17 protein-coding genes are annotated in these 16,778 nt (G+C 71.9%); 11 read left to right on the forward strand and 6 right to left on the reverse strand.

Annotation, left to right across the window (positions count from 1 at the left end):
• Window positions 1-19: 19 nt before the first annotated feature.
• The gene (locus ACWEQL_RS16040; RefSeq protein WP_452150862.1) at window positions 20-511 is read left to right on the forward strand and encodes a MarR family winged helix-turn-helix transcriptional regulator; all 492 of its coding nucleotides are present in this window, start codon (window positions 20-22) and stop codon (window positions 509-511) included.
• A 58-nt stretch (window positions 512-569) separates the two neighbouring features.
• On the opposite strand, the gene ACWEQL_RS16045 is transcribed toward ACWEQL_RS16040, so the two are convergent.
• Window positions 570-1,052 carry a hypothetical protein gene (locus tag ACWEQL_RS16045; RefSeq protein WP_078879960.1) on the reverse strand — a complete coding sequence of 161 codons (483 nt, stop codon included), beginning with the start codon at window positions 1,050-1,052 and terminating at the stop codon, window positions 570-572.
• Window positions 1,053-1,469: 417 nt separating this feature from the next.
• Between ACWEQL_RS16045 and hemL the strand changes: the two genes are divergently transcribed.
• The 7 genes from hemL (at window position 1,470) to ACWEQL_RS16080 (ending at window position 8,663) form a co-directional block, all read left to right on the forward strand.
• Window positions 1,470-2,798 carry a glutamate-1-semialdehyde 2,1-aminomutase gene (hemL, locus tag ACWEQL_RS16050; protein ID WP_452150863.1) on the forward strand — a complete coding sequence of 443 codons (1,329 nt, stop codon included), beginning with the start codon at window positions 1,470-1,472 and terminating at the stop codon, window positions 2,796-2,798.
• A 71-nt stretch (window positions 2,799-2,869) separates the two neighbouring features.
• Window positions 2,870-3,511: a histidine phosphatase family protein gene (locus ACWEQL_RS16055; protein ID WP_452150894.1), complete on the forward strand. Its 642-nt coding sequence runs from the start codon at window positions 2,870-2,872 to the stop codon at window positions 3,509-3,511.
• Window positions 3,512-3,770: 259 nt separating this feature from the next.
• On the forward strand, window positions 3,771-4,388 hold the full coding sequence (locus ACWEQL_RS16060; protein WP_452150864.1) for a TlpA family protein disulfide reductase: 618 nt from the start codon (window positions 3,771-3,773) through the stop codon (window positions 4,386-4,388).
• Window positions 4,385-5,155 carry a cytochrome c biogenesis CcdA family protein gene (locus ACWEQL_RS16065; RefSeq protein ID WP_452150865.1) on the forward strand — a complete coding sequence of 257 codons (771 nt, stop codon included), beginning with the start codon at window positions 4,385-4,387 and terminating at the stop codon, window positions 5,153-5,155. Before ACWEQL_RS16060 ends, ACWEQL_RS16065 begins: the two co-directional genes overlap by 4 nt.
• Window positions 5,156-5,157: 2 nt before the next feature.
• A complete protein-coding gene (locus ACWEQL_RS16070) occupies window positions 5,158-6,996 on the forward strand; it encodes a cytochrome c biogenesis protein ResB (protein ID WP_452150866.1) in 1,839 nt (612 codons plus the stop codon).
• A gap of 3 nt (window positions 6,997-6,999) precedes the next feature.
• On the forward strand, window positions 7,000-8,133 hold the full coding sequence (gene ccsB / locus ACWEQL_RS16075) for a c-type cytochrome biogenesis protein CcsB (RefSeq protein WP_452150867.1): 1,134 nt from the start codon (window positions 7,000-7,002) through the stop codon (window positions 8,131-8,133).
• Between the two features lie 143 nt (window positions 8,134-8,276).
• The gene (locus ACWEQL_RS16080; protein ID WP_452150868.1) at window positions 8,277-8,663 is read left to right on the forward strand and encodes a hypothetical protein; all 387 of its coding nucleotides are present in this window, start codon (window positions 8,277-8,279) and stop codon (window positions 8,661-8,663) included.
• Between the two features lie 27 nt (window positions 8,664-8,690).
• On the opposite strand, the gene ACWEQL_RS16085 is transcribed toward ACWEQL_RS16080, so the two are convergent.
• Window positions 8,691-9,725, reverse strand: a complete 1,035-nt coding sequence (locus ACWEQL_RS16085; RefSeq protein WP_452150869.1) for a ScbA/BarX family gamma-butyrolactone biosynthesis protein — start codon at window positions 9,723-9,725, stop codon at window positions 8,691-8,693.
• A gap of 268 nt (window positions 9,726-9,993) precedes the next feature.
• Here ACWEQL_RS16085 and ACWEQL_RS16090 point away from each other — a divergent pair, with 268 nt between their 5' ends.
• Window positions 9,994-10,665, forward strand: coding sequence for a ScbR family autoregulator-binding transcription factor (locus tag ACWEQL_RS16090; protein WP_452150870.1), 672 nt, complete (start codon window positions 9,994-9,996; stop codon window positions 10,663-10,665).
• Here the strand turns inward: ACWEQL_RS16090 and ACWEQL_RS16095 are convergent.
• From ACWEQL_RS16095 to ACWEQL_RS16110, 4 genes are all read right to left on the reverse strand, one after another.
• Complete coding sequence (locus tag ACWEQL_RS16095) at window positions 10,601-11,356, reverse strand: ScbR family autoregulator-binding transcription factor (protein ID WP_452150871.1); 756 nt, start codon at window positions 11,354-11,356, stop codon at window positions 10,601-10,603. The genes ACWEQL_RS16090 and ACWEQL_RS16095 overlap by 65 nt on opposite strands.
• Window positions 11,357-11,508: 152 nt before the next feature.
• Complete coding sequence (locus ACWEQL_RS16100; protein ID WP_452150872.1) at window positions 11,509-11,721, reverse strand: acyl-CoA carboxylase subunit epsilon; 213 nt, start codon at window positions 11,719-11,721, stop codon at window positions 11,509-11,511.
• 55 nt (window positions 11,722-11,776) lie between these two features.
• Entirely contained in the window at window positions 11,777-13,378 is a 1,602-nt protein-coding gene (locus ACWEQL_RS16105; RefSeq protein ID WP_452150873.1) for an acyl-CoA carboxylase subunit beta, read from the reverse strand.
• A 440-nt stretch (window positions 13,379-13,818) separates the two neighbouring features.
• Window positions 13,819-14,223 carry a PLD nuclease N-terminal domain-containing protein gene (locus ACWEQL_RS16110; RefSeq protein ID WP_452150874.1) on the reverse strand — a complete coding sequence of 135 codons (405 nt, stop codon included), beginning with the start codon at window positions 14,221-14,223 and terminating at the stop codon, window positions 13,819-13,821.
• 140 nt (window positions 14,224-14,363) lie between these two features.
• On the opposite strand from ACWEQL_RS16110, the gene ACWEQL_RS16115 reads away from it, so the two are divergent.
• Together ACWEQL_RS16115 and mqnP are read left to right on the forward strand one after the other, a co-directional pair.
• The gene (locus tag ACWEQL_RS16115) at window positions 14,364-15,821 is read left to right on the forward strand and encodes a menaquinone biosynthesis decarboxylase (protein ID WP_452150875.1); all 1,458 of its coding nucleotides are present in this window, start codon (window positions 14,364-14,366) and stop codon (window positions 15,819-15,821) included.
• Window positions 15,821-16,726 carry a menaquinone biosynthesis prenyltransferase MqnP gene (mqnP, locus tag ACWEQL_RS16120; protein ID WP_452150876.1) on the forward strand — a complete coding sequence of 302 codons (906 nt, stop codon included), beginning with the start codon at window positions 15,821-15,823 and terminating at the stop codon, window positions 16,724-16,726. The genes ACWEQL_RS16115 and mqnP overlap by 1 nt, the downstream gene beginning before the upstream one ends.
• Window positions 16,727-16,778: the final 52 nt, after the last annotated feature.

Genomic DNA, 16,778 nt, shown 5'->3' on the forward strand with positions numbered 1-16,778 from the left:
GGATGGCTACGCTCGGAACATGACCACGAGCCGGCCCACCGCCCGCACGATCCGCGACATCTCCGGCCTGCTGGACCACGCCAGCCACGTGCTGGCGACCCGGATGGCCGCCGCCTTCGCCGAGCTGGGCATCACGCCGCGCGCGTACTGCGTGCTGCTCCACGCCCTGGAGGAGGAGCGCACCCAGATCCAGCTGGCGCAGCTCTGCGACCTGGACAAGACCACCATGGTGGTCACCGTGGACGAGCTGGAGGGGGCGGGCCTGGCGGAGCGCCGCCCGTCCGCGACCGACCGCCGGGCGCGGATCGTCTCGGTGACCGGGGCCGGCGCCGAGGCCGTCGAGCGAGGGACGGAGATCGCCGACCGGGTGCACCGCGAGCTGCTGGAGTCGCTGCCCGCGCCGGAGCGCGCGGCCTTCGTCTCCGCGCTGTCGCTGCTGGTCGAGGGGCACCTGGCGGACCCGGTGGAGGGCGAGCGCACGGTACGGCGGGCGCGCCGCCCGCGCGGCTGAGCCGGCCGCCGGGGCGGGCACCCCGGCGACCGGTGACGCGTCGGTGCTCGGGCCGGCGCTACGGCCAGACCAGGCAGTACAGCTGGTGCCCGGCGTCGTGCAGCCGGTTCGCGAAGTCCTGCCACTCGTGCAGCATGCTGTAGATCACGAAGGCGTCGCGCGGCCCACGGCGGTCCGGCACGGTGGACCAGATGAACGCGGCGGCGCCGAGCTCGGTCTCGTCGGCCTTGCGCAGCGGCTCCACCACGTTGTGGGGGAGCTGGACGACGGCGTAGTCCGGGTGCAGCACGACCAGCTCCAGCGGCGGGACCTGGTGGAGCGGGACGCCCTGGATGCCGGTGAGGACCATGGCGCTCATGGTCTCCGGCTTGATCTTGGTGGAGAGGTGGCCGTTGGGCGAGCCGCTGGTCTCCATCAGGTCGCCGAGGCGCCCGAGCGAGCCGAGCTCGCCGGCGTCGAGGCCGAGTCCGCCCGGGCCGAGGGCGGTGGGGACTCTGGCGGCGGTGGCGCGATCGGGTGCCCCGAAGTACTTGTAGGTCACCCCCACGCGTCCCTCACCCCGCCTCTGCCCACCACGTCCACCACGACCCGTACCCGCTCCCGTACCCCCGCGTGCGGCCTCGGCGGGCCAGCGGGAGCCACCCGCGGCCTCGTCGTAGCCGTCCTGCGCCTCGGACACTCGGACCATCCTCACCGGAATTCGCCGGAATCGACAGACCCCCGCACGTCCGGCGTCCGTCCGGACGTGCTCCTTACCCGTCATTGCGCCGCTGTACCCAATACCGGCACGCGGCACTCCTGCCACCCCTACATACCTGGGTACATAGTCTGACTGGTCCGCGGTGCGGCGGCAGCCAGGGGGGTCGTTGTACGGATAACCGTACAGACTTCTGCGCCCGGATCATCGTTCCAGATGATCGGGTCCGACATGCAAAGACGAAGGACACGATTTGAGACCATGTCTCCCGTGAGCTACCCCTACGAAGCACCCCAGTCCCAGTCGCTCTTCGACCGCGCCTCGGTCGTCACCCCCGGCGGCGTCAACTCCCCGGTGCGCGCCTTCCGCGCCGTGGGCGGCACGCCGCGCTTCATGGTGTCCGGCACCGGCCCCTACCTCACCGACGCCGACGGCCGCGAGTACGTCGACCTGGTGTGCTCGTGGGGCCCGATGATCCTGGGCCACGCGCACCCGGCCGTCCTGGACGCCGTCCAGCGGGCGGTGACGCGCGGCACCTCCTTCGGCACGCCCGGTGAGGGCGAGGTGGAGCTGGCCGAGGAGATCGTCTCCCGGATCGCCCCGGTCGAGCAGGTGCGCCTGGTGTCGTCCGGCACCGAGGCGACCATGTCGGCGATCCGGCTGGCCCGCGGCTTCACCGGCCGCGCCAAGGTCGTGAAGTTCGCCGGCTGCTACCACGGTCACGTGGACGCGCTGCTGGCCGCCGCCGGTTCCGGCGTCGCGACCTTCGGCCTGCCGGACACCCCGGGCGTCACCGGCGCCCAGGCCGGCGACACCATCGTGCTGCCCTACAACGACCTGGCGGCCGTCGAGGCGGCCTTCGCGGCGCACCCCGGCGAGATCGCCTGCGTGATCACCGAGGCCTCGCCCGGCAACATGGGCGTCGTCCCGCCGCTGCCCGGTTTCAACGGCGGCCTGGCCCGGCTCTGCCGGGAGAACGGCGCGCTGTTCATCTCCGACGAGGTGATGACCGGTTTCCGCGTCTCCAGGGCCGGCTGGTACGGCCTGGAGGCGGCGAACGAGGGCTGGGCGCCCGACCTGCTGACCTTCGGCAAGGTGATGGGCGGCGGCTTCCCGGCGGCGGCCTTCGGCGGCCGCGCCGACGTGATGGCGCACCTGGCCCCGGCCGGCCCGGTCTACCAGGCGGGCACCCTGTCCGGTAACCCGATCGCCACCGCGGCCGGCCTCGCCCAGCTGCGCGGCTGCACCGACGAGGTGTACGCGACGGTGGACCGGGTCGCCGCCGAGGTGTCGACGCTGGTCTCCCAGGCGCTGGCCAAGGAGGGGGTGGCGCACCGGCTGCAGACGGCGGGCAACATGTTCTCGGTGTTCTTCACCGAGGCCGAGGTCACCAACTACGACGAGGCGAAGACCCAGCAGGCGTACCGTTTCACCGCCTTCTTCCACTCGATGCTCAGCCAGGGCGTCTACCTGCCGCCCTCCGCCTTCGAGTCCTGGTTCGTCTCGGCGTCCCACGACGAGCGGGCGGTCGAGCGGATCGCCGCCGCCCTGCCGGCCGCCGCCCGCGCGGCCGCCGAGGCCACGGCCTGACGCCCGGACCACCGACGAAGCCCCAGGAGAACTGAGAAGTGAGCGCCAAAGAGATCACCGTCGTGCACCTGATGCGGCACGGTGAGGTGCACAACCCGGAGGGCATCCTGTACGGGCGCCTGCCGGGCTACCGGCTGTCCGAGCTGGGCCGGCGGATGGCCGACCGGGTCGCCGAGGACCTGGCCGGCCGGGACATCACGCACGTCGTGGCGTCCCCGCTGGAGCGGGCCCAGGAGACCGCCGAGCCGATCGCCAAGGCGCACGGCCTGGACCTCGCGGTGGACGACCGGCTGATCGAGGCGGACAACATCTTCCAGGGCAAGACCTTCGGGGTCGGCGACGGCTCGCTGAAGAACCCGGGCCACTGGAAGTACCTCACCAACCCGTTCAAGCCGTCCTGGGGCGAGCCGTACCTCGACCAGGTGGTGCGGATGATGGGCGCCCTCGGGGCGGCCCGGGACGCGGCGCGCGGGCACGAGGCGGTCTGCGTCAGCCACCAGCTGCCGATCTGGATCGTCCGCTCCTTCGTGGAGCGCCGCCGGCTCTGGCACGACCCGCGCAACCGGCAGTGCTCGCTGGCCTCGCTGACCAGCTTCACCTTCGAGGGCGACCGGATCGTCTCGGTCGGCTACCGCGAGCCGGCCCGCGACCTGCTGCCGGCGCACCTGGTCGGCAAGGGGAGCAAGCCGGTGGGCAAGAGCTTCGGCGCCTGAGCCCCTGTGAGGCCCGTGGCCGCCGGCAGCCCGGACCCGGCGGCCCGGGCCCCGGGAAAGCCGGAGGCCCGGGCCCCGGAACGGCCGCCGGACGGGGGTGCGGGAACGGCGCGCCGCGCAAGGGCCGAAGGGCCCGGCGTAAGCGCTTCGCGGCCGGACGGCCCGCCGGGCGCCCGGCTCAGTCGCAGGTCAGAGGGGGTTCGGCAGGTTATGCCGGGCCCCCCGGAACCTGCCCGGACCAGCATGCGAAACTTTTCACATGTCTGGCACGACGCGCCCCCGTCCTCGTCCCGCCGCCGTGGCGGCAGCCTGTGCTGCCGCTGCCGCGCTGGCCCTCACCGGCTGTTCGTCGTCCGGCTCCTCGGACGGCGGTGACGGCAAGACCGGCTTCGTCACCGCCAAGAACAGCACCATCTCCACGTCGGCCGTCGGCCAGCGCAAGGACGCCCCGGACATCGGCGGCAAGACCCTGGAGGGCACCGAGCTCAAGCTCTCCGACTTCCGCGGCAAGGTCGTCGTCCTCAACGTGTGGGGCTCCTGGTGCACCCCCTGCCGGACCGAGGCGGACGACCTCCAGCGGATCTGGGACAAGTACCGGGACCAGGGCGTGCAGGTCCTGGGCATCAACACCCGTGACAACGAGCCCGCCAACGCCATCCGCTTCGAGCAGGAGCGGGGCGTCACCTACCCCAGCCTGTTCGACCCGGCCGGCGAGCTGCTGCTGAAGTTCCCCAAGGGCAGCCTCAACGCGGCCACCATCCCGACCACCCTGGTGATCGACCGGGACGGCAAGCTGGCCGCCCGGGCCGTCGGCGGCCAGGTCGACGACACCCTGGAGACGATGCTCCAGCCGGTCCTGGCGGAGCGGAAGCAGTGAGTGCCGTCCACCTCGCCGACAGCACCGGGACGGTCCTGAGCGGCGCGCTGCCGCTGGCCGTGCCGATCGCCGTCGCCGCCGGCCTGCTCTCGTTCTTCTCGCCGTGCGTGCTGCCCCTCGTGCCGGGCTACCTCTCGTACGTCACCGGCTTCTCCGCCGCCGACCTCGCGGACGCGCGCGGGGCCCGGCGCGGGCGGATGCTGGCCGGGGCGCTGCTGTTCATCCTGGGCTTCACCGCGGTCTTCGTCTCCGGCGGCGCGCTGTTCGGCTACTTCGGGGACACGCTGCAGGAGCACAAGCGGGTCATCGCGATCGTGCTCGGCTCGGTGACGGTCCTGATGGGCCTGGCCTTCATGGGCCTGGTGCCCGGCCTGAGCATGCGTGAGCTGCGCTCGCACCGCCGGCCGGCGATCGGCCTGCTGGGCGCGCCGCTGCTGGGCGTGGTGTTCGGCGTCGGCTGGACCCCGTGCATCGGCCCGACCATGACCGCCATCCAGACGCTGGCCCTGAACGAGGCCGACGCGGGCCGCGCCGCGCTGCTGATGACGGCCTACTGCCTGGGCCTCGGCGTACCGTTCGTCGTGGCCGCGCTGGCCTTCCGCCGGGCGCTCGGAGCCTTCGGCTGGGTCAAGCGCCACTACCCGCTGGTGATGCGGGTCGGCGGCGGCATGCTGGTCGCGGTCGGCGTGCTGCTCGTCACCGGGGTGTGGGACTCGCTGGTGAGCGAGACGCAGTCCCAGTTCGCCGACTTCCAGATCGGAATCTGACCGTGAGCAACACCACGACCGGGACCGACCGGGAGCCCCGGCCGACCATCGAGGACGAGGTCGAGCGCCTCAGCACCGCCCCCGTGGAGTCGGAGGGGCCGGTCGGCCTGGGGGTGCTCGGCTGGCTGCGCTGGATGTGGCGGCAGCTGACCTCGATGCGGGTCGCGCTGATCCTGCTCTTCCTGCTCTCGCTGGCCGCCATCCCGGGCTCGCTGATCCCGCAGAACGGGCAGAACGAGTTCAAGGTGGAGACCTGGAAGGCGCAGCACGCCACGGTCGCCCCGATCTACGAGAAGCTCCAGCTGTTCGACGTCTACAGCTCGATCTGGTTCTCGGCCATCTACATCCTGCTGTTCGTCTCGCTGGCCGGCTGCATCGTCCCGCGCACCTGGCAGTTCGTCGGGGTGCTGCGGGCCCAGCCGCCGGCCGCCCCGCGCGTGCTGACCCGGATGCCGGTGTACGCGGCCTGGCGCACCGACGCCGACCCCGAGGCGGTCGGCGCGGCCGCGCACCGGCTGCTGCGCCGGCGCCGGTTCCGGGCGAACCTCGCCGGTGGCGCGGTGGCCGCCGAGAAGGGCTACCTGCGCGAGGTCGGCAACCTGGTCTTCCACCTGTCGCTGTTCGCGCTGCTCGGCGGCTTCGCCTGGGCGAGCCTGGCCAGCGGCTCCGGCGGCAAGCTGATGGTGGTCGGGGAGGGCTACGCCAACACCCTGACCCAGCTGGACGACTTCAAGGGCACGAGGTTCTACGGCGCCGACGACCTCGACCCCTTCTACCTGAAGCTGACCGGCTTCGAGTCCCGCTTCCAGAGCCGGGGCGACCAGATCGGCGCGGCCCGGCAGTTCACCGCGCACGTGGAGTACTACGAGGGCGACGACCGCTCGAAGCTGAAGCGGAGCACCATCGAGGTCAACCACCCGCTGGAGATCGGCGACAGCAAGGTCTTCCTGATCGGCCACGGCTACGCCCCGGTGGTCACCGTCCGCAACGCCAAGGGCGACGTGGTCTACACCGGCGCCACGCCCTTCCTGCCGCAGGACGGCAACCTGACCTCGACCGGGGTCGTCAAGGTCTCCGACTACGGCGACAAGGACGGCAAGAAGACCCAGCTGGGCTTCTCCGGCTTCTTCCTGCCGACCGCCCCGGTGACCTTCGACCCGCGGATCGGCCCGATCTCGCTGTTCCCCGGCGACGCGGACCCGGTGCTGGTGCTGAACGCCTTCGCGGGCGACCTCGGCACCGACTCCGGCCTGCCGCAGAACGTGTACCAGCTGGAGACCAGGAAACTGACCCAGCTCCAGCAGGACGGCCAGCCCGCCAAGGCCCGGCTCAAGCCCGGCCAGGGCTGGACCCTGCCGGACGGCTACGGCACGGTCACCTTCGAGGGCTACAAGCGCTGGGCCAGCCTCCAGATCTCCCACCGCCCGGGCAACGGGATCGCCCTGGTCGGTGGTGTGCTCGCGATCCTCGGCCTGATCGGCTCGCTGTTCGTGCAGCGCCGCCGGATCTGGGTGCGGGCGGTCGCGCTGCCCGACGGCGGCACCCTGGTCGAACTGGCCGGGCTGGCCCGCAGCGAGTCCGCGAAGATCGCGGAGGAGCTGGCCGAACTCGCGGTGGACCTCCAGGACGACGCCCCCGCGACGGACGAGGACCCCGCCACCGAGGACGACTCCGCGAACGACGGCGACCCCGCCACCGACGGCGACCCCGCCACCGACGGCGAACCCGCCACCGACGGCGACCCCGCCACCGACGACCCGGAGACGGACGGGGACGACCCCGCCGGCCCGGGAGCACCCTCAGACCCCGCAGTCCCTGCCGACCAGAACTCCAAGGAGTAGACGGTGCTTCTCGCCTCGGCGGTCGACCCCCAACTGGCCGACCTCTCCAACAAGCTGATCTACTCGGCCATGGCCGTCTACCTGATCGCCATGTTCGCCCACATGTTCGAGTGGACGTTCGGCAGCAAGGGCGCCGTCGCCGTCCGTTCCCAGGAACAGGCCGGCCTGGCCGAGACCGTGGCCGCGGCCGACACCGCGGCCAAGGGCGCCAAGAAGGTCACCGTCACGGTGGCCTCGGCCGGCGGCGGCACCACCACGCTGACCCGCACCGCCCTCGCGGGCGAGGGGGCCGCCGTGGTCACCAGCGGCCGGGACGAGGAGTCCGAGGACGGCCCGGGCATGGCCGGCACCAGCGAGCGGGCCGACCTGGCCGGCCGGATCGCGGTCTCCCTCACCGTCCTGGCGGCCCTGCTGCACGCGGGCGGCGTGCTCACCCGCGGCCTGTCGGTCTCCCGCTGGCCGTGGGGCAACATGTACGAGTTCTCCTGCGCCTTCGCGCTGGCCATGACGGTCGCCTACGTGGGCCTGCTGGCCGCGAAGAAGAAGGTCCGCTGGCTGGGCCTGCCGGTCGTGCTCGCGGTGCTGCTGACCCTGGGGGTCGCGGTCTCCGTGCTGTACACCGAGTCGGAGCAGCTGGTCCCGGCGCTGCACTCGTACTGGCTGGCGATCCACGTCTCCACCGCGATCGTCTGCGGCGGCGCGCTGTACGCGGCCTTCATCGCGACCCTGCTGTACCTGGCGAAGGACTCCTTCGACCGGCGGATCGCGAACGGCCTGACCACCGGTCCGCTGGGCACCTCGGCCTCGATCTGGCGCCGGATGCCCTCCGCGTCCACCTTCGACAAGCTGTCGTACCGGATCAACGCGCTGGTCTTCCCGCTCTGGACGTTCACCATCATCGCGGGCGCGATCTGGGCCGAGGCGGCCTGGGGCAAGTACTGGGAGTGGGACCCGAAGGAGACCTGGTCGTTCATCACCTGGGTCGCCTACGCCTGCTACCTGCACGCCCGGGCCACCGCCGGCTGGAAGGGGCGCAAGGCCGCGTACCTGGCGGTGCTGGCCTTCGCCTGCTGGCTGTTCAACTACTACGGCGTGAACATCTTCGTCACCGGAAAGCACTCGTACGCGGGTATCTGACCGGGCCGGTCACCAACGCCGACGGCCCGGCTCCGCACCACGGAGACCGGGCCGTTCCCGCAAGGTCTGTTCCACAAGAGCTGTTCCCACAAGGGTTTCTGAGAGCGTCGAGGAGGAATCGCGCAATGGAGTGCGACGAGGTCATGCTGACCGTCCGAATCACCGCCGCCGAGCGGATGCTGCTCCGCAGTCTCGCGCAGGGGCACCGCAGCGACGTGTCCGAGGTGGTCGCGGACGGGCTGCTGGACGTGATCCCCACACTGAGCACGCACGCGGCCGCCTACCGGCTGCTGGGCGCCCTGGCGACCCCGGCGCCGTGCGCGCTGACGGTCTGGCTGCCGACGCCGCTGGCCGACCTGCTGGTGCCGGGCGCGGCCCGGATCGCCCAGGTGACCGAGGTCCGGATCGGCTCGGCGAGCGCCATGCTGGGCGCCGCGCTGCGGCTATGGCTGGCCCAGGATCCCGGCCGGCTGGCCGCCAACCTGAGCGTGATGCACGCCGGCCGCCCGTCCGCCCTGGTGGCGGCCTGACAGCGGACGTCGAGGGGGCGGCGGGCGCTAGGAGGCCAGCGGCAGGCGGCTGCCCCCGGTCGGCGCGGCGGAGCAGGTGTCCCGGACGGACGGCAGGGCGGGGGCGGGGCTCAGCGGCTCGGTGACCAGCCGGCACTCGGCCGCCGTCCGGCCGTCCTGCTCCAGGGTCACCCGGACCGGCACCCGCTGGCGTTCGCGGCCCGGCTCGCGCCAGGCGCGGACCAGGCAGGGCCGGTCCAGCTCGATGAAGCGGCTGAAGGTGGTCACCAGCTCGACGGGGGCGACCGGTTCGGGGAACCGCAGCCGCTGGGCGGCCTGCCGGGCGGCCTCCAGCACCAGCATCCCGGGGGCGTGGTCCAGCGGCTGGTCGAACAGCACGGGGTGGCGGACGTCGGTGCGCAGCCACCAGCCGGCCGGCGGCCGGGCGGGGCTGAGCACCACGTCGTCCGCGAGCTCGCGGCCGACCAGTTCCGGCGCGGCCGGCACGGTGGGCCGGGCGGGGGCGGGGGAGTGGGGGCGCGGTCCGCGCAGCCGGGCGTACGAGGCGGGGGCGATCACCCGCAGCTGGGCCGAACCGCGGCCGAACGGGCGCCCGTCGCGTTCGAACTCGGCCTGTACGCGCAGTGCGTGGAGCCGCCCGTGTCTCATCCGGACGTCCTGGCAGGCGACCCTGAGCATCAGGGAGGCGGGTGCGGCGGTGACGGCGAGGGCTTCGGGGTCGAGCTCGTAGGAGAGGTCGTCGAGCGCGAAGTGGTGGTCCCGCGGGACGCCGAAGCCGGCGTGGCCGATCAGCAGCCCGGCCTGGCGGAGCGTCTCGGCCGTGAGCAGCGGGTCGTGGTGGCGGTCGCCGGGCAGCCGGTAGAAGCCGTGCGAGCGCGGCCACTGGGCGCCGAGCAGGAAGTCGTACGGGCCGGTGGCCTGCCAGCCGGTGATGAACACCTCGGAGACGGAGGCGCGGTGGACCAGGTGCCGGGAGACCGTGCGTTCGTGGAAGTCGTAGCCGGCGGCGGAGGCCGGGTACGGGTACGTGCCGTCCGTGTCGGGTGCTGCGTGGAAAGGCATGGCTGGCCCTGCTCCCGGGGAGTCGGTCGACGGGCCGCGATCAGGCGGCCAGATGAAACATACAGACCACCCGGTTTCTGTTCAGCCTCCGGGGTCGGTGATGTCGATCTCACGCCACCCGCTCCCCCTACCCCCATAAGGCTTTGATGATGCGGCAGTTGCCGGATTCCGGCCGATGGGCGGGGGTGCCTCCCCGCTGGACGGCGGGGTTCTGTCAAGCGGTAGATTAGATACCAACCATGCGGTTTCGGGGGCCGGAGGTTCACACGTGGTCAAGCAGGAACGCGCGGGGCGGACCAGGAGGGCCGTGCTGCTCGCCGCGGCGGACACCTTCGCGGACGCCGGGTACGAGTCCGCCAGTCTGGTCGACATCAGCCGGCGGGCCGGGGTCAGCAAGGGCGCACTCTACTTCCACTTCGTCTCCAAGCAGGCGCTCGCGGACGGTGTGCGCGCCGCCGCCGGTCGGGAGCTCGCCACCGCGGCGCTGGCCGCCCTGCGGGCGCCGGGCCCGGCGGTGCAGGCGCTGGTCGACCTCTCCGGCGAACTGGCCCGGCTGCTGCGCGAGGACGTGATGGTCCGGGCCGCCGTGCAGCTCGGCCGGCAGTCCGCGACGGCGGCGGGCGAGGCCCACTGGAGCGGCCTGACCGTGCTCTTCCGCCGGCTGCTCGACCGCGCGGCGGCGGCCGGTGAGCTGTGCCCGGGCGTCGGCCCGCGACAGGCGGCCGAGCTGCTGACCACGCTGGCGGCCGGGCTGGTGCTGCTCGCCGCCGAGGACCCGGCCCGGCTGGAGCCGCCGGCCGTCCGGGAGCTGTGGGCGAGCGCGCTGCCGGCGCTGGTGCCCGCGGCGGGCCCGCTCCGGCTGCCCGGGGAGGGGCTCACGCCCGTGGTGGCGGACCTTGCTCCGGTGGCGCTGCCGCCGGCGGGCCTGGTTCCGGCATAGCCCCGGCCGCAGCGGATTCCGGCGTGGCCCCGGCCACCGCGGTCTCCGGCGCGGCGCCCGCCACGTCGGTCTCCGGCGGGGCGCCCGGCCCGCCGAGGTCGAGCCGGGCCAGCACCCGCGGCGTCACCAGGCCCGGTAGCAGCAGCGTCCACAGGTCGGCCATCCGCCGGAGCAGGTCGCGCCGCCCGGTCATGACCTGGGAGCTGAGCTGGATCCCGGTCACCGCGCCGGTGATCACGTCGGCGGCCCGTTCCGGGTCCACCCCGGGGTGCAGTTCGCCGGCCTCCCGGGCGTGCTCCAGCAGCGTGCGGGCCGCGTCCGACCAGCCCCGGTAGGCCGCGACCTGGGGCTCGGTGAAGCTGCCGTGCTCGATGGTCAGCCGGATGCTGCCGCGCAGCACCGGGTCGTCCAGCAGGGAGCGGGCGAAGGCGTCACCGAGGTCGATCAGGGTCTGCATCGGGCTCTCGGAGCGCGGTTCCCAGCCGGCCAGCCAGCCGGCCTGGCCCTCGATGACGGCCAGGGCCAGCTCCTCCTTGGAGGCGAAGTGGAAGTACAGCGCGCCCTTGGTGACCTTGGCCCGGTCCAGGATCTCGGCCATGGTGGCGGCCGCGTAGCCGCGCTCGTCGAAGACCTCGGCCGCCGCGAGGAGTACCGCCTGGCGGGTCGCCAGCGCGCGTGCCTGCCGGGCCATCGCAGCCTCCCTGAGCTCGATCGGCTACATACCGTCCAGTAGGTATTCTACCGAGATCCGGCTGTCCGCCCTCGGAACGGCGACGGCCGGCCACCCCGTGCGGGGGGCCGGCCGGGGCCGGTGGAGCACCGTGGTCGCACGGGCCCGGAGGATCAGGCGGCCTGCTGCCAGCTGACCGGCGAGTAGTACGCCGGGCGGCGCTCCAGGCGCTGCCAGCTGGCGATCGGCTCGACCGGGGCGACGGCCGCCGCGGCCTGCTGGGCGGCCACGGCACGGGCCATCAGCACGGCGGTGAGGGCGGCGAGTTCCTCGTCGGTCAGCGAGCCGCGGACGACGCGGACGAGAGATGGGTCGGAAGCGTTCATGGCCGGTGTTTCTCCCCCGGTGGACGTGAGATGAGCGTTCGGCGGAACTGCGGTGCTACATCGGCGGGTTGCCGTGCTTGCGGCTCGGCAGGTCGGCGTGCTTGGTGCGCAGCATGGAGAGCGCGGAGGCCAGCACCTGGCGGGTCTCGGCCGGGTCGATGACGTCGTCCACGAGGCCGCGCTCGGCCGCGTAGTACGGGTGCATCAGCTCGGTCTTGTACTCCTTGATCTTCTGGGTGCGCATCGCCTCGGGGTCCTCGGCGCCGTTGATGTCCCGGCGGAAGATCACGTTGGCGGCACCCTCGGCGCCCATGACGGCGATCTCGTTGGTCGGCCAGGCGTAGGACAGGTCCGCGCCGATCGAGCGGGAGTCCATCACGATGTACGCGCCGCCGTAGGCCTTGCGCAGGATCAGCTGGATACGCGGCACGGTGGCGTTGCAGTACGCGTACAGCAGCTTGGCGCCGTGCCGGATGATGCCGTCGTGCTCCTGGTCGACGCCGGGCAGGAAGCCGGGGACGTCGAGCATGGTGACGAGCGGGATGTTGAAGGCGTCGCACATCTGGACGAAGCGCGCGGCCTTCTCGCTGGCGTTGATGTCCAGCACGCCGGCCAGCGACTGCGGCTGGTTGGCGATGATGCCGGTGACGTGGCCGTCGATCCGGGCCAGCACGCACAGCACGTTGGTGGCCCAGCGCTCGTGGACCTCCAGGTACTCGCCGTGGTCGACGATCTCCTCGATCACCTTGCGCATGTCGTACGGGCGGTTGCCGTCGGCGGGCACCAGGTCGAGCAGGCTGTCGTTGCGGCGCTCGATCGGGTCGTCGTTGACGGCGACCGGCGGCATCTCGCGGTTGTTCTGCGGCAGCAGCGACAGGAGGTAGCGGACCTCCTCGATGCAGGACTGCTCGTCGTCGTACGCGAAGTGCGAGACGCCGGAGACCCCGGAGTGGACGTCGGCGCCGCCGAGCCCGTTCTGGGAGATCTTCTCGCCGGTGACCGCCTGGACGACGTCCGGGCCGGTGATGAACATCTGCGAGGTCTCGCGGACCATGAAGATGAAGTCGGTGAGCGCGGGCGAGTACGCGGCGCCGCCGGCGCACGGGCCGAGCATCACGGAGATCTGCGGGATGACGCCGGAGGCGCGGGTGTTGCGCTGGAAGATGCCGCCGTAGCCGGCCAGCGCGGTCACACCCTCCTGGATGCGGGCGCCGGCGCCGTCGTTCAGCGAGACCAGCGGGGCACCGGCCGCGATGGCCATGTCCATGATCTTGTGGATCTTCTGCGCGTGGGCCTCGCCGAGCGCGCCGCCGAAGATCCGGAAGTCGTGCGCGTAGGTGAAGACCGTCCGGCCGTGCACGGTGCCCCAGCCGACGATGACGCCGTCGGTGTGCGGCTTCTTCGCCTCCAGGCCGAAGCCGGTGGCGCGGTGCCGGCGCAGCGGCTCCACCTCGTGGAAGGAACCCTCGTCGAGCAGCAGCTCGATGCGCTCCCGGGCGGTCAGCTTGCCCTTGGCGTGCTGCGCCTCGGTGGCCTTCTCGCTCGGGCCGCGCAGGACCTGCTCGCGCAGTGCGTGCAGCTCGGCGACCCGCCCGTGGGCGTCGGCCGGGATCTCGGGGACCTCGTCGCCGACCGGCGCCTCATGCACAACCGTCATCTCGAACCACTCCAAGGGTGAGGGAACTGTCCGACAGCCAACGTCTGGTGCTCTGCCCCCGGCTGCGAATCACTTCTTCACTTATGACTGTACGAGGGGCCGCGTGCAGGTTTCGGCGTCGATTCCGTACAAGGTCGAGTCCGTTTACATGTCAGGGCTGCACAGAAAACGCCCCCCGGCCCTCGGCGCGCTCCGTGTCCGTTCGAACACTGCGCGCGACTGATCGAATGGCTGTCGGATGCCCCGTGCTTCTGGGAATGTGCAGGTCAGAGCCATCATGCGACGGGCCGGTCGCGGTGCGTCGGGAATCCCCCCGGGCGGACGTGAGCCGAGGGTGACCGGCGCACCGGTGCGATTCCGGGGGCCGGTTCTCGTAGGGAAGCGCCAAAAACGACGAAGCCCACCCGGAAGGCTCCGGGTGGGCTGTCCGAGGGAGGGCGTCAGCCCTTGCGGCCGTCCTCGGGCTCGTCCCTGCCCCGCAGCTCCTCCTCGCGGCGGCGCAGGTCGGCCTCCCACTGCTTGAGCATGTCCTCGTGCTGCTTGTTGTCCTTCTTCAACGACGCCAGGAACTCCGGGTCGTCGTCGGGCGCCAGCGGGCGGCCGCCGCGCGCCCGCTCGTACTCGGGGTAGCCCGTGGTGCGGCCGCCACCGGCCGGGCGGGCGTACGCGCGCTGCTTGCCGGCCACCAGCCAGGCGATCGAGCCGACCAGCGGGAAGAGCAGCACGATGATCACCCAGATCACCTTGGGCAGGTGCTTGACCTCCTCCTCGGGAGTGGTCAGGCAGTCGATGAAGGCCCACACCCACAGAGCGAGCGGGAGCACGAAGGTCAGGATCCTCAGCACGGCAGTGATCTCCCCCGGGCGGCGAACGGTACCGGTGACACGGTCGGTGACACGGTCTAGGGCGACAGGGCTCTGGGCGCCGACAGGTGAACAGGGGCCCTTGACCGAGCCAGGCTATCGGGTGGCGGATACTGACTGGCATGGCATACGACGATCTCCGCTCGTTTCTGCGGGCCCTCGACCGCGAAGGCGACCTCAAGCGCATCAAGGTTGAGGTCGACCCCCATCTGGAGATCGGCGAGATCGTCGATCGCGTGCAGAAGGCCAAGGGCCCGGCGCTGCTCTTCGAGAACGTCAAGGGCTCCTCGATGCCGCTGGCGATGAACGTCTTCGGCACCGAGCGCCGGCTCGCCAGGTCGCTCGGCCTCAAGGGCCCCGAGGAGATCTCCGAGAAGATCGCCGGCCTGCTGAAGCCGGAGCTCCCGCAGGGCTTCACCGGCTTCCGGGACGCCTTCGGCAAGCTCGCCTCGATGGCCCACGTGCCGCCGAAGCACGTGAAGTCCGCCGACGCCCCGGTGCACGAGGTCGTGCTCACCGGCGACGACGTCAACCTGGACGAGCTGCCCGCGCTGTTCACCTGGCCGCTGGACGGGGGCTCCTTCTTCAACCTGGGCCTCACCCACACCAAGGACCCGGACACCGGCATCCGCAACCTCGGCCTCTACCGGCTCCAGCGCCACGACCGGCGCACCATCGGCATGCACTGGCAGATCCACAAGGACAGCCGCAACCACTACCAGGTGGCCGCCAGGCGCGGCGAGAAGCTGCCGGTGGCCATCGCCTTCGGCTGCCCGCCCGTCGTCACCTACGCCGCCACCGCCCCGCTGCCCGGCGACATCGACGAGTACCTGTTCGCCGGCTTCGTCGCGGGCGAGCGGGTGAAGATGGTCGACTGCAAGACCGTCCCGCTCCAGGTCCCGGCCGACGCCGAGGTCGTCCTGGAGGGCTGGCTGGAGCCCGGCGAGATGCTCCCCGAGGGCCCGTTCGGCGACCACACCGGCTTCTACACCCCGCAGGAGCCGTTCCCGGCGCTCACGATCGACTGCGTCACCATGCGCCGCCGGCCGATCCTGCAGTCCATCGTGGTCGGCCGCCCGCCCACGGAGGACGGCCCGCTGGGCAAGTTCACCGAGCGCTTCTTCCTGCCGCTGCTGAAGGTGATCATCCCGGACATCGTCGACTACGACCTGCCCGAGGCCGGCGGCTTCCACAACTGCGTGATCGTCTCGATCGACAAGAAGTACCCCAAGCACGCCCAGAAGGTCATGCACGCCATCTGGGGCGCCCACATGATGTCGCTGACCAAGCTGATCATCGTGGTGGACTCCGACTGCGACGTCCACGACTACCAGGAGGTCGCCTGGCGAGCCCTCGGCAACGTGGACTACAGCCGGGACCTCAGCGTCGTCGAAGGCCCGGTCGACCACCTCGACCACGCCTCCTACCAGCAGTTCTGGGGCGGCAAGGCCGGCATCGACGCCACCCGCAAGCTCCCCGAGGAGGGCTACACCCGCGACGGCGGCTGGCCCGAGATGGTCGCCTCCGACCCGGACACCGCCGCCCTGGTCGACCGCCGCTGGAAGGAGTACGGGCTCTGATGAGCACCGCCGCCTCCCTGCCCGAGGCCCCCCAGAGCAAGGTCAAGGCCTTCCTGCGGCTGGTGATGATCGAGCACTCGATCTTCGCCCTGCCCTTCGCCTACATCGCCGCGCTCACCGCGATGTTCCTCGCCGACGAGCGGGTGCACTGGGGCGAGCTCTTCATCGTCACCGTCTGCATGGTCGGCCTGCGCACCTTCGCCATGGCCGCCAACCGGATCATCGACCGCGAGATCGACGCCCGCAACCCGCGCACCGCCGGCCGCGAACTGGTCACCGGCGCGGTCTCGTTGAAGACCGCCTACATCGGCTCGGCGATCGCCCTGGTGGTCTTCGTCGGCGCGGCCGCCCTGCTGAACCCGCTCTGCCTGGCCCTCGCCCCGGTCGCCGTCGTCCCGATGGTCGTCTACCCGTACGGCAAGCGGTTCACCGACTTCCCGCAGGCCATCCTCGGCCTCGCCCAGGCCATGGGCCCGATCGGCGCCTGGCTCGCCGTCACCGGCACCTGGTCCTGGGACGCCGTGGTGCTCGGCCTCGCCGTCGGCATCTGGATCGGCGGCTTCGACCTCGTCTACGCCTGCCAGGACACCGAGTCCGACCGCGAGGAGGGCGTCCGCTCGGTGCCCGCCAAGTACGGCGTCCCGGCCGCCGTGTGGGGCGCGCGGGTCTGCCACGTCCTGACAACGCTCCTGTTGGGCTGGTACGCCCTGCTCACGGACGCCGGACCGGCGTTCTGGGTCGGCCTCACGGTCGTCGCGGGCGCCTTCGTGTACGAGCACACCATCGTGAAGCCGAACGACCTGTCGAGGCTCAACCGGGCGTTCTTCCAGACGAACGGGTTCGTGGGCATCTCGCTGTTCTTCTTCGCACTGGTGGACCTGATCGTGCGCGGTCTGGGGATCTGACCAGCATGTCCGGCGCAAGCCCTGTCCTTCAGGGCTGGGTTAGCTGGTTCGG

This window comes from Kitasatospora sp. NPDC004240 (assembly GCF_053603215.1).

Excerpts from the sequence above, each read along its gene's own strand:
- ACWEQL_RS16040 (WP_452150862.1), top strand. The coding sequence starts at position 20 with ATGACCACGAGCCGGCCCACCGCCCGCACGATCCGCGACATCTCCGGC.
- hemL (WP_452150863.1), top strand. The coding sequence starts at position 1,470 with ATGTCTCCCGTGAGCTACCCCTACGAAGCACCCCAGTCCCAGTCGCTC.
- ACWEQL_RS16055 (WP_452150894.1), top strand. The coding sequence starts at position 2,870 with ATGCGGCACGGTGAGGTGCACAACCCGGAGGGCATCCTGTACGGGCGC.
- ACWEQL_RS16060 (WP_452150864.1), top strand. The coding sequence starts at position 3,771 with ATGTCTGGCACGACGCGCCCCCGTCCTCGTCCCGCCGCCGTGGCGGCA.
- ACWEQL_RS16080 (WP_452150868.1), top strand. The coding sequence starts at position 8,277 with ATGCTGACCGTCCGAATCACCGCCGCCGAGCGGATGCTGCTCCGCAGT.
- ACWEQL_RS16085 (WP_452150869.1), bottom strand. The coding sequence starts at position 9,725 with ATGCCTTTCCACGCAGCACCCGACACGGACGGCACGTACCCGTACCCG.
- ACWEQL_RS16095 (WP_452150871.1), bottom strand. The coding sequence starts at position 11,356 with ATGGCCCGGCAGGCACGCGCGCTGGCGACCCGCCAGGCGGTACTCCTC.
- ACWEQL_RS16100 (WP_452150872.1), bottom strand. The coding sequence starts at position 11,721 with ATGAACGCTTCCGACCCATCTCTCGTCCGCGTCGTCCGCGGCTCGCTG.
- ACWEQL_RS16105 (WP_452150873.1), bottom strand. The coding sequence starts at position 13,378 with ATGACGGTTGTGCATGAGGCGCCGGTCGGCGACGAGGTCCCCGAGATC.
- ACWEQL_RS16115 (WP_452150875.1), top strand. The coding sequence starts at position 14,364 with ATGGCATACGACGATCTCCGCTCGTTTCTGCGGGCCCTCGACCGCGAA.
- mqnP (WP_452150876.1), top strand. The coding sequence starts at position 15,821 with ATGAGCACCGCCGCCTCCCTGCCCGAGGCCCCCCAGAGCAAGGTCAAG.